Genomic DNA, 11,257 nt, shown 5'->3' on the forward strand with positions numbered 1-11,257 from the left:
CACCACCACCGCACGATGCCGGAAACCCGACCGCGACACCGCCAACGACCACCCCACATCACCCACACCCACACCCGACCCACCAACAAACCCACCCAACCGCACCGCACCCTCCCGCACCGCACCCTCACTCACACCCGACAACGGCCAGGCCACGAGCTTCGGTTCGGGGGACTCGGGACGCGGCTCCTCGTTCCGCTCGAAGCCGCCGACGACGACGTGGCAGTTGGTGCCGCCGAGGCCGAAGGAGGACACCCCGGCCAGCGGCGTCACCTCGCGCTCGGGCCAGGGGCAACGCTCGGTCTGCACCCGCAGGTTGAGCGTGTCCAGGGGGATCCCCGGGTTGGCCTCGGCGTAGTGCAGGCTCGGCGGGAGTTCGCCGCCGCCGATGCTGAGGATGACCTTGAGCAGGCCGACGATGCCGGCGGCGCTCTCCAGGTGGCCCACGTTGGTCTTCACCGAGCCGACCCGCAGCGGATCCCCGGCGGGGCGGGCGGCGCCGAGCACGGCGCCGAGGGCGGCGGCCTCGACCGGGTCGCCGACCGGGGTGCCGGTGCCGTGCAGTTCGACGTACTGCACCGTCTCCGGGGCGGTACCGGCGCGCTCGTGGGCGAGACGCAGCACGTCCTCCTGGGCCCGGCGACGGGGCGCCCCCAGGCTGTCGCCGCCACCGTCGTTGTTGACGGCGCTGCCGCGGATCACGCAGTGCACGGTGTCGCCGTCCGCCAGGGCCCGCGCCAGGGGCTTGAGGACGAGCACCGCGCCGCCCTCGCCGCGGACGTAGCCGTCGGCCCGGGCGTCGAAGGTGTGGCAGCGCCCGCTCGGGGACAGCGCGCCCATTCCCGCGGAGGTGGCGGCGGAGCCGGGGCCGAGGATGAGGTTGACGCCGCCGACGAGGGCCGCGGTGGCCTCGCCGCGCCGCAGGCTCTCGCAGGCCAGGTGCACGGCCACCAGGGAGGAGGACTGCCCGGTGTCGACGGTGAGGCTCGGCCCGGTCAGTCCGAGCGTGTAGGAGACGCGGTTGGCCAGCATCGCGCGGCGGGTGCCGGTGAAGGCGTGGGGGCCGAGCGCCTCGGCGCCGCGCAGGACGGACAGTTCGGCGTAGTCGTCCCACATCGACGAGGCGAACACGGCGGTGCTGGAGTCCTTCAGAGCGGCCGGGACGATGCCCGCGTGCTCAAGCGCCTCCCAGGAGAGCTCCAGGATCAGGCGCTGCTGCGGGTCCATGGCCTGGGCCTCGCGCGGGGCGATCCCGAAGAACGCGGCGTCGAAGGTGTCGACGCGGTCCAGGTAGCCGGCCGGGGCGGAGCCGAGGTCCGTGCCTCCGGGGGCGGTGCGGCGGCTCTCCGGTGGCGGCCCGACGCGGTCCTCGCCGTCCCGCAGCACGCGCCAGAAGTCCGCGGGGGCGGGGGCCCCCGGCAGGCGGCAGGCGAGGCCGACCACCGCGATCGGGCCACGGTCCTCCGGGGCGGGCCCACCGGGGACGGCCGCGGTGCCGGAACGTCCCGAGGCTGCGGACACCTTCGACTTCTGGACCGTCATGTTCGGAACTCCCGCTTTGTCACTGCGTTGTTCATGCCGTTCACACCGGTGGCGCGACGCTGGGACCGCCACCCGATTCTCTGTCCGCCCGTGCGCGGAGCGCCCCGGTGCCACTCCCCGGACCCGACCCCAGCCGCTACGGCCCGGCGCCCGCGCCCGCGCCCGCGCCCGCGCCCGCGCCCGGGGACCGTCTCACTCGGCGATGTAGGTGCGCCGGCTCCACTGGAACACTCTGAGCCTGACTCCCCCGTGCTCCGTGGTCTCCGGGGTGGGGAGATAGTGCTCGTATGCGTTTCCGACGGATATCTTTATTTTTTCGTTCACATTCGCGTGATATCGCATGCCATTCTCGCCGGTCACCTGGACCGGTCCGCCACGCAGGATGACATTGGGCTCACAGGGCGCCATACGGTTCACACTCCGGCTTTCGTTGATGTGAAGGGCGGGCGCGGGACTTCGCATGTCGCCGTGCCCGGGATGAACGCGGCGGGGCGAAGTCGGCACGCCGACGACGCGACCGGCGACCCGGCGCCGCGGAGATCGGACTATCCGGGCCGCGGCGCGGGGTGGGTCATTTGTCAGCGCGGTTGCGCGTCGCCCGCACCGCCATTCTGCGCGGCCCGGACCATAGGCGACTCGGGGGCGTCCCCCGGCCATCACCCCAGTCCTGGCACCGGGCCGCGCAGGCGGGCCTTTCGGTGGTCAGCCCAGGCTGAGAACCCTGCTGAGTTCGTTCCGCGAGTCGATGCGCAGCTTCCGGTAGACCTGGCTGAGGTGCCATTCCACCGTCTTGACCGTGACGAACAGAATGCGGGCTATCTCATGATTCCGCTTGCCCTCGGCGGCGAGGACGGAGACCCGGTACTCCCGGGGGGTGAGGCCCGAGCCGTGGGGGCGGGCGGAGTCGCGGACGCGCACCCCCAGCGCCCCCAGCGCGCGCCGGGCCACCAGGGTGAGCGAGGAGGCGCCGATGCTCTCCGCCATCTCGTCCGCCTCCCGCAGCCGGCGCCTGGCCGCGGCCGTCTGCCCGCCGTGGCGCAGGACGCCGCCCAGTTGCAGCAGGCAGGCGCACCGGTCGACGACCGCGGCGGAGTCCCCGAGGAGCCGGACCGCCTCCTCCAGCGCCTCGATGGCCTCGCCCCCCTGGGAGGTGCGGGCGTAGGCGTACATCGCTCGGGCGACGACACGGGTGGAGCCGAACGCGCGTGCGACGGCGAGGTGGTCGACGGCCAGGCGGCGGGCCTTCTCCTTCTTCCCCAGGCACATCAGGTTCTCCACCATGCCGGGAGCGGGGCTGAGGGCCGGGGACGCGCTGCCCGCCTTCCGGAGCAGGTCGAAGATCTCCTCGCCATCCCGCTCGGCGGACCGGTGGTTGCCGCGGGCGGTGTGCAGGTGCCTGCGGCCGATCAGCAGCGGAAGTATCTCCAGGCGGCGCGGCCTCGACTCGTCCCAGCCGCCGTGCTGCTCGAAGACCGCCTCCGCGGCGTCGTGCTGGTTGCGCAGCAGGAGCAGGCACGTCAGCGCGAGGACGGCGAAGGGACGCCCGATGGCCGGCCCCTCGCCCGCCGCGCCGTCCTCCAGGGTGGCGGTGGCGTCGGACTTGGCCTCCGAGAGCATGCCGCGGTTGAGGTTCACGAAGGAACGCAGCGCCCGCAGGTCGCGGGACTCGGCGCCGACGGTCACCGCCTGCTGGATGGCGTTGTCGAGGATCGTCCCGGACTCGGAGAGCCGGCCGCTGGTGCACAGGCAGTACGCGAGGAACCAGGGCACCCGGGTGTCGGCGTCCGCGTCGCGGATGGCGATGTCCTGGGTGAGGGCCTGGTCCACCAGCTCGGCGACCCGGTCCCCCGACTCGCCTCCCAGGAGCGCCCGCGTCGCGTGCAGCGCCAGGTCCCGTGCGCCGCCCGCGGCGCGCTCGGCGCCGCCCGGGCGCACGGCGGTCCCGATCTCCAGGGCGAACTCCGGGGCCAGCCCGTAGCCGTCGGGGACGTCGTGGTCCAGGCTGCTGCTCGCCGAGCACAGCCGCCCGGCGAGGGCCGGATGGTGTCCGTGCACCTCGGCGTGGGACGTGCGGTAGACCTCGGCCGCCTCCTCGTAGCGGGAGGCCGCGGCGAGCGCCTCGCCGAGGAGGAGGGCGAGGGCGGCGCGGTCGGCGGGATCGGTGGTCAGATCCAGGGCGTCCCGCAGGTGGCGGGCGGCATGGGGCTGCCCGGTCCGGTGCTCGGCCTCGCCCAGCACGGCCAGCAGGAGGGGCAGCGTGCGGGGCGGCACCTTCTCCTTGGCCGCGCGGCGGACCAGGGACAGGGCGAGGGCGGGATCGCCGTCCCTGAGGGCGGTGCGACCCGCCGCCACCAGGATCTCGACCGCGCGCCCGTCCGTGGAGGGCGGGACGTGCAGCAGGTGCTCGGCGATCCGCTGGGGTGGCGCGCCCTCGTCGGCGAGGGTCTGCGCCGCCGTGTAGTGGGCGCGGTAGCGGAGTGCGTGCGACATGTGGTGGTAGATGGCGTTCCGGACGATGGAGGCGGTGAAGCGCGTCGGCGTGACCTGGTCGATGACGCCGACGTCCCGCAGCGCGTCGACCGCCGCGGCGGCGTCCGAGGGGTCGAGGCCGGCGACGCCGGCGAGCTGCTCGACCCCGTCCGCGACGCCGAGCACGGCCAGGGCGTGGGCGCAGGCCAGGGCGCTGCTCACACGCTGCCGCGGTAAATGGTGGATCCACCGCAACACGCCACGTGCCACGGTGCGCGGGCCGATGCCCGTGATCCGGGCGGGGTCGGCGGCCCCGCGGTACCGGGTGGTGGTGAGTTCGCCGACGAGCTCGCTCAGGAAGAAGGGGCTGCCGGCGGTCGCCTCGTGGACGGCGCGCACGGACGCCGGGGGAAGCCAGCCCGGTACGGCGGTGGACAGGTACGCGCCCACGCCGCTCTCGCTCAGGGGGCCGAGGGTGAGGGAGTGCGGCACCACGGGAGCGAGCAGGGCCCGCACCCTGGCGCCGCCGACGTCTCGCCCGGCGCCCGGCCGCGCGGGGAGGGGGGCGGTGGCGCAGCAGAGGATGGGGTGACCGGCGAGGCGGCGTCCCAGGTCCCCGAGGAGGCGCAGCGAGGCGGAGTCCGCCAGGTGCAGGTCGTCCAGCAGGAGCACGAGCGGGCGCTGGTCGGCGACGTCCGCCAGCAGCCGCAGCAGGCCGTGGTGGACCTGCTCGTCGCGCCGGCTGTCCGGCGCCTCCTGCCGGGCCCCTTCGTGGCGCTCGAAGAACGGCGCCAGCAGGTGCGCGGAGGCGGACAGCGCCGGGTTCGGCGGCCCGGGGTCCGGGGAGGCGAGCCATCGGTCCATGAACTGCCGTGCCAGACCGTAGGAATGACCGGTCTCCAGCTCGCTGCCCCGGGCCCGGAGCACGGTGAACCCGGCGCTCGCGGCGCCGCCCCTGAGGGCTCGGAGCAGCGCGCTCTTCCCCGAGCCGAAGGGCCCCTCGATCAGGACGAAGCCGCCGACTCCGGCCCTCAGGGACCGCAGCGTCTCCTCCAGGAACCGCAGTTCCTCGTCGCGCCCGATCAGGGACGAACCGTCGAGCCGTATGGCCGGGTCGGTGTGTGTCAGCACGGCGCACCCGTCCCTTCGGGGCCGGCCGACTTCCTCGACGCCGGAACCAAGGACGTTGTACGCAGTGGAGAAGGAAAGTGTGCCGATCCCCGCGGAATGAGTGAATTCCTTTCACACGCGGACGCGCAAGAATTCACCTGGGCAATCGACGATGACAGAGAAGAGAAAAGCGCCGTGATAGAGATGACTATCCCCCGAATCAACCTGTTAACATCCAGCACATTTTCACGTAACAAAGCCCCGGGTCAAACCGCTGCGGTCAACAGCGGCACAGCAGGGCAAAGCTCGACTCAGGCTACCCAAGTCGACTCGGCAGGGGAAGTCCCCTCTGTCTTCTCCGGTCGCAAAGGCGGTGACGAGGAGACGACAGCCCGCGATCTCCGTGATATTCCGCTTAGCGGAAGCGCTTACGGCTTCGCACGGAACGGGGCGCGCCCGGTCGGCGGCGTGGTGTTCGTTCTTCCCCGGTGACCGGGGAGACGTGCGTGGGGAGTGGCGTGCGTGGGGAGTGGCGTCACAGGGCCGCGTCAGGGGCGGCGGGTTTCACCGCCGCGGGCTGGTGGGCGACCGGCGCCGCGGCCGGCGGAACGGCGGCGGCCGGGTCGCGGCCGGGGATGGCCAGGATGACCAGGCAGGCGAGCAGGGAGGCGACGCCGCCGAAGACCAGCACGGTGCGGAAGCCCTCCTCCGAGGGCAGCGGGACGCCGCCGAACGAGGTGGTCATGTTGGCGAGGAGCACCCCGACGACGGCGCTGGAGGTGGAGGTGCCGATGGACCGCATGAGGGTGTTGAGGCCGTTCGCGGCGGCCGTCTCGGTGGGCGGCACGGCAGCCATGATCAGCGCGGGCATGGCGGCGTAGGCGAGGGCGATGCCGCCGCTGATGACGCAGGTGAAGACCAGCACGCCCCAGACGGAGCCCGTCAGGCCGAGCGCGGTCGCGTAGCCGAAGGCGATGATCAGGGTGCCGGTGAGCAGCGAGACCTTGGGGCCTCGGGCGGCGGACAGCCGGGCCCCGAGCGGCGCGACGGCCATCATCACCAGCCCCGAGGGGGCGAGCCACAGGCCCGCGGCGACCATCGACTGGCCGAGGCCGTACCCGGTGCCCGCGGGCAGCTGGAGCAGCTGCATCGGGACCAGCATCATCGCGAACATCGCGAGGCCGACCATGACGGAGGCGAGGTTGGTCACCAGCACCTGACGGCGGGCGCTGGACCGGAGGTTGACCAGGGGCGCGGGGACACGCAGCTCCCACACCCCCCACAGCGGGAGCACCAGCGCGGCGGCGGCGAACAGGCCGAGGGTGGTCCCGCTCCCCCAGCCCCAGTCGCCGCCCTTGGATATCGGCAGCAGCAGCACCACGAGGCCCAGGGAGAGCACGACCGCTCCCACGGTGTCGAAGCCGCCGCCGGAACGGACCGGGGACTCGGGAACGGTGCGCAGCACCAGCAGGCCGGCGATCAGGCCGAGGACGGCGGAGCCCCAGAACAGCACGTGCCAGTCGGTGTTCTGGGCCACGGCCGCGGCGGCGGGCAGGCCGAGCGCGCCGCCGATCCCCAGCGAACTGCTCATCAGGGCCATCGCGGAGCCGAGCCGGTCGGCGGGCATCACGTCGCGCATGATGCTGATGCCCAGCGGGATGATGCCCATGCTCATGCCCTGGAGGGCGCGGCCGGCGATCACCGGGGCGAGGGTCGTCGAGAGGGCACAGATCACCGAGCCGGATATCAGCAGCGCCAGGCAGACCAGCAGCATGCGGCGCTTGCCGTAGAGGTCGCCCAGGCGGCCCACGACCGGGGTGGCGACGGCGCCCGCGAGCAGGGTGACGGTCACCACCCAGGAGGCGTTGGCCGCGGAGGTGTCCAGAAGGGCCGGCAGCTCGGGGGTCAGCGGGATCACGAGGGCCTGCATCAGGGCGGTGACGATGCCCGCGCCGGCGAGCACGCCCACGATGGCACCGCTGCGCGGCACGGACGGCAGGGTGGTCATGCGTTCTCCGCTCGGAAGAGGTCGAGGCACGGGCGATGTGCACCATGCACACGGTATGTACGATACACATATCAGTGGACTTACCTATGGCCAGACCATCGTTTGATGCTGTTCCGAAAGTCGGAGGTCGGGATGCGCAAGGATCTGAGCCGCATCGAGCGCGAGTTGATGCTTCTCGGACGCCACACGGCCATGGGCGCGGGGCGGTGCCGACCGGGCGAGCTCGACCTGCGCCTGGAGCGCAGCGCCTATCTGCTGCTGAGCCGCCTGGAGACGCAGGGCCCGATGTCCATCGGGCAGCTCGCCGACGCGTTCGGCCTGGACTGCTCGACCGTGAACCGGCAGACCGGGGCCGTGCTGCGGGCCGGACTGCTGGAGCGGATCCCCGACCCCGAGGGCGGGATGGCCCGCAAGCTCCGCGTCACCGAGGAGGGGCTGCGGCGGCTGCGCCTGGACCGTGAGGAGCGGGTCAGGGGCCTCGGCGGCCTGCTGGACCACTGGTCGGCGGCCGAGCTGAGCACCCTCGCCGAGGTGCTCGCGCGGTTCAACGCGACGGTCGAGGCCCAGGACGGCGAGCCCTGGCCCAGGGGGACCTGAGCCCCCTCCCGCGCCTCCCGGGCACGGGGGTGCCGTTGTCACGGGGGCGGTCACGGGCCTACAAAGGGGACATGCAGCGAAGCGACACCGAACGCCCCCGGCCCCCCTGGTACTTCCCCGAGTACGCCCCCGTCGGCGTCGACCTGGGCAGCGGTGCCGCCGTCGCCGCCTACGACCGCAACCAGGGCACCGACCCCGGCGCCGACGACGCGCTGCTCGACCGCCTGGGCGTCGCGGAGGGCACCCGCCTGGTCGATCTGGCGTGCGGCACCGGCTCGTTGGTCGTCCAGGCCGCGCGGCGCGGCGCCGACGCCCACGGCGTGGATGTCTCCGAGGAGATGCTCGCCTTCGCCCGCGCGCGGGCCGAGCGGTACGGTGTCGCGCCGCACTGGCACCACGCGGGCTTCCTCGACCACGTCCACCGCGGCCCGCTCGCCGACGTGGTCACCACCGCGTCGGCCCTGCACCAGCTCCCGGACTTCTGGAAGCAGCGGGCGCTGCTCAACGCGGCGGCCATGCTCCGCCCCGGCGGAACGTTCTACCTGTGGGACGTCATCTTCAGCTTCGAGCCGTCCGCGGCGGACGGGCACCTGCGGCGGTGGATCGACACCGCGGGCCGCCCGGAGGGCGAGGGCTTCACCAGGGCCGACTTCGAGACCCACGTCCGGGACGAGTTCTCCACGTACGCCTGGATCATCGAGGGCATGCTGCACCGGGCCGGGTTCGACATCGTCTCCCGCTCCTTTCCCCGCCCGACCCACGCCGCGTACCACTGCCGCCGCCGCTAGGGCCCGTCCGGCGACCGCTCACACGGCGGGGTGGCCGTCGCGTGCGCGGGTGGTGGAGCGGCGCCAGTGGATCTCCGCGGGGAGAAGCGTCCGGCGCTCGGGAGTCTCCCCCTCGTTCTCGATCACCCGGATCAGCAGCTCCGCGCAGGCGCGGCCGAGGGCGCGGGGGTGCATGTCCACGCCGGTGATGGTGGGGTCGGTGACCGAGAGCATGGGACCGTCGCCGCAGCACGCGAGCAGGATGTCGGCGCACGGCACCAGGCCGCGGTCCCGCAGCGCGGCCAGGGCGCCGAGCGCGAGGGGCTCCGAGGACATCACCAGCAGGTCGACCGAGGGCTCCGCCGTCAGCAACTCCCCTACCTGCGCCTCGTGTTCGGCCGTGTCCAGGTTCCCGAAACGGCTCTCGCGGGTGACGCCCGGCAGCCCGTTCTCCTCGCACCAGGCCAGGAAGGCGCCGCGCAGCAGCACGCCCCAGCCGCTGTTCGCGTCGGGCCCGATGAAGGCGGGCCGGGTGATCCCCTGCGCCAGGGCGTGGTCCAGGATGCGGCGCAGGGCGGCCTCGTGGTCGGCGGCGACCACGGGGAACGCGGGCATGCCCGGGGGCGGGTGCTCGCCCGCCACCACCGGCAGCCCCGAGGCGAGCAGTTCGGCGGCGCGCAGGTCGTCGCCGATGGGATCGGCGATGATCACGCCGTCGACCCGCGGCACGCGGTTGCGCGGGACCTGCGGATTGCTCGACAGCAGCGTGAGGTCGTAGTCGCCGGCCTGGCTGCCCTCCAGGGCGCCGGTGACGAACTCCCTGAAGTAGTGGGACGCGAAGCGGTCCCCCGCGTGCAGGTGGTGGAGGCCGATGGACTGGACGAGTCCCGTACGCAGGCCGCGGGCCACGGCGTTGGGCCGGTACTGGAGCGCCGCCGCCGCCCGGAGGACGGCCTCCCGGGTGGCCTCCGTCATGCGACCGGTCCCGGAGAGCGCCTCGGACGCGGTACTCAGAGACACCTGGGCGGCACGGGCGACGTCCTTCAGCGTGACTGTCTGGCGCCTCATGCGGCACATCATACGAGCGGGCGGCACGCCGCCCCGGCCGCCGGGGCGGCGCTCGCGAACGGCGGGCCGCGGTGCCCGGAGGCGGCCCACGCGGAGCGGAGCGACGGCATGTTACGCGCGCGCTTCCGGCGCGAGTCGGGCGGCGCTCCCCGGTACGGCGGGTGACGCCAGTGTGTAAACAGGTGCCGCCGGACCCCTCCTGGCCATTGACGAATCGATTCGGCACTTCTTACCTTCTCGTGCGTGCCGAGGGACGGCGACCGGCTGGTCGCTCCGGAGGACAACGACGTTCGATTCGGCCGGGCCGACAGGCACCGGGCGCCGTCGCCGAGACCGGCCACGCCCTGCCGTCCTTGCCCCGCCGATGTCCGTGGACATCGCTGATTCGAGGGTCGATGTCTGAGAACGAGAACACCCCTGTCCCGGCCACCCCTGACCCCTCCAGCCCTTCCAGCCCCTCCGAACACGCCGAGCACCCCGGCCACTCCGCCGGCGCCGACACCGGCGCCGGCGCCGGGGAGCATCACCACCACCATCACGACTTCGGGGAGGGCTTCTGGGAGCAACCGCCCCGGCTGGGCAAGGGACTTGAGGGACACGGTGCGGTCGACGACTTCAACGTGGGCCGCGCGCCGGGCCCGATCTTCGTCAACCGCAAGGGCGAGGGCGGCTTCGCCGGGATCCAGACGTTCGCCAAGCTCCCCGTCTGCCTCACCCCCGAGGACCTGGTCGCGGGCGAGATGGACGTGGCGATCTGCGGCGTCCCCTGGGACGCCACCGCGACCGGCCGCAGCGGCACCAACCACGGCCCCCTCGCCATCCGGAGCTGCGACTACAAGGGCGGCTACGGCAGGGCCCACTACTCGCTCGACGTGCGCGTGGACGCCCTGGAGGTCCTCAACGTCTGCGACTACGGCGACGCCCCCATCAAGGTCGGCAACACCTGGGCCACCTTCGAGGGCATCCGCAAGTTCGTCGGAACGATCGTGGACTCGGGCGCCATCCCCGTGGTCCTGGGCGGGGACCACGCCACGACCTGGCCCTCGGCCACCGCCCTCGCCGACCACTACGGCTACGGCAAGGTCGGCATCGTCCACTTCGACGCGCACGCCGACACCGGCCCGGACAGCCCCGGCACCCTCGCCAGCCACGGCACCCCCATGCGCAAGCTGATCGAGAGCGGCGCCGTTCCCGGCAGGAACTTCGTGCAGGTGGGACTGCGCGGCTACTGGCCCGACCAGGAGATCATCGACTGGATGTCGGAGCGCCGGATGCGCACCCACTTCATGGCGGAGATCAACCGCGACGGCTTCGCCACGGTGCTCGAACGGGCGGTGGACGAGGCGCTCGACCAGGCCGACCACCTGTACATCTCGCTCGACATCGACGTGGCGGACCCCGCCTACGCCCCGGGCACGGGCACCCCGGAACCGGGCGGCCTCACCAGCATCGACGTGCTCACCGCCGTGCGCCGGCTGTGCGCCGAGGTCGGCATCGTCGGCATGGACATCGTCGAGGTCAGCCCGCCCTACGACGACCGCGGCGAGATCACCGCCCTGCTGGCGAACCGGGCCGTGCGGGAGGCGCTGACCGGCATCGCCATGCGCCGCAAGGGCCTCACCGACCCCGACTACCTGCACCCGGACGCGGTCGGCCCCGGCCGCTCCCGCCCGCTGCGCGACGCCTAGCCCGGCCC

At 73.2% G+C, this 11,257-nt stretch carries 9 protein-coding genes; 4 read left to right on the forward strand and 5 right to left on the reverse strand.

All coding sequences use genetic code 11. The features are described from left to right. From ADY01_RS25950 to ADY01_RS25955, 3 genes are all read right to left on the reverse strand, one after another. The coding region (locus ADY01_RS25950) for a polyketide synthase (protein ID WP_199826306.1) at positions 1 to 1,542 on the reverse strand (1,542 nt) is incomplete at its 3' end. Positions 1,543 to 1,734: 192 nt separating this feature from the next. Beyond that, positions 1,735 to 2,199 (reverse strand): DUF5988 family protein, encoded by a 465-nt coding sequence (locus tag ADY01_RS41655; protein ID WP_324613298.1) that lies wholly within the window; start codon positions 2,197 to 2,199, stop codon positions 1,735 to 1,737. A gap of 45 nt (positions 2,200 to 2,244) precedes the next feature. Beyond that, complete coding sequence (locus tag ADY01_RS25955; protein ID WP_049578354.1) at positions 2,245 to 5,142, reverse strand: ATP-binding protein; 2,898 nt, start codon at positions 5,140 to 5,142, stop codon at positions 2,245 to 2,247. 96 nt (positions 5,143 to 5,238) lie between these two features. On the opposite strand from ADY01_RS25955, the gene ADY01_RS39350 reads away from it, so the two are divergent. Then, positions 5,239 to 5,613 (forward strand): hypothetical protein, encoded by a 375-nt coding sequence (locus ADY01_RS39350; protein ID WP_159001433.1) that lies wholly within the window; start codon positions 5,239 to 5,241, stop codon positions 5,611 to 5,613. Between the two features lie 43 nt (positions 5,614 to 5,656). Here the strand turns inward: ADY01_RS39350 and ADY01_RS25960 are convergent, their stop codons facing one another. Then, positions 5,657 to 7,129 carry an MFS transporter gene (locus ADY01_RS25960; RefSeq protein WP_049578356.1) on the reverse strand — a complete coding sequence of 491 codons (1,473 nt, stop codon included), beginning with the start codon at positions 7,127 to 7,129 and terminating at the stop codon, positions 5,657 to 5,659. A 132-nt stretch (positions 7,130 to 7,261) separates the two neighbouring features. Between ADY01_RS25960 and ADY01_RS25965 the strand changes: the two genes are divergently transcribed. Then, a complete protein-coding gene (locus tag ADY01_RS25965) occupies positions 7,262 to 7,726 on the forward strand; it encodes a MarR family winged helix-turn-helix transcriptional regulator (RefSeq protein ID WP_049578361.1) in 465 nt (154 codons plus the stop codon). Between the two features lie 71 nt (positions 7,727 to 7,797). After that, on the forward strand, positions 7,798 to 8,514 hold the full coding sequence (locus ADY01_RS25970; RefSeq protein ID WP_063784359.1) for a class I SAM-dependent methyltransferase: 717 nt from the start codon (positions 7,798 to 7,800) through the stop codon (positions 8,512 to 8,514). 18 nt (positions 8,515 to 8,532) lie between these two features. Here ADY01_RS25970 and ADY01_RS25975 read toward each other — a convergent pair whose 3' ends face one another. Beyond that, a complete protein-coding gene (locus tag ADY01_RS25975; RefSeq protein WP_159001435.1) occupies positions 8,533 to 9,561 on the reverse strand; it encodes a LacI family DNA-binding transcriptional regulator in 1,029 nt (342 codons plus the stop codon). 395 nt (positions 9,562 to 9,956) lie between these two features. On the opposite strand from ADY01_RS25975, the gene speB reads away from it, so the two are divergent. Beyond that, positions 9,957 to 11,249: an agmatinase gene (speB, locus tag ADY01_RS25980; protein ID WP_078900607.1), complete on the forward strand. Its 1,293-nt coding sequence runs from the start codon at positions 9,957 to 9,959 to the stop codon at positions 11,247 to 11,249. Positions 11,250 to 11,257: the final 8 nt, after the last annotated feature.

Source organism: Streptomyces sp. SBT349 (assembly GCF_001083795.1).
Classification (GTDB): Bacteria; Actinomycetota; Actinomycetes; order Streptomycetales; family Streptomycetaceae; genus Streptomyces.

Excerpts from the sequence above, each read along its gene's own strand:
- ADY01_RS41655 (WP_324613298.1), bottom strand. The coding sequence starts at position 2,199 with ATGGCCGGGGGACGCCCCCGAGTCGCCTATGGTCCGGGCCGCGCAGAA.
- ADY01_RS39350 (WP_159001433.1), top strand. The coding sequence starts at position 5,239 with ATGAGTGAATTCCTTTCACACGCGGACGCGCAAGAATTCACCTGGGCA.
- ADY01_RS25960 (WP_049578356.1), bottom strand. The coding sequence starts at position 7,129 with ATGACCACCCTGCCGTCCGTGCCGCGCAGCGGTGCCATCGTGGGCGTG.
- ADY01_RS25965 (WP_049578361.1), top strand. The coding sequence starts at position 7,262 with ATGCGCAAGGATCTGAGCCGCATCGAGCGCGAGTTGATGCTTCTCGGA.
- ADY01_RS25970 (WP_063784359.1), top strand. The coding sequence starts at position 7,798 with ATGCAGCGAAGCGACACCGAACGCCCCCGGCCCCCCTGGTACTTCCCC.
- ADY01_RS25975 (WP_159001435.1), bottom strand. The coding sequence starts at position 9,561 with ATGAGGCGCCAGACAGTCACGCTGAAGGACGTCGCCCGTGCCGCCCAG.
- speB (WP_078900607.1), top strand. The coding sequence starts at position 9,957 with ATGTCTGAGAACGAGAACACCCCTGTCCCGGCCACCCCTGACCCCTCC.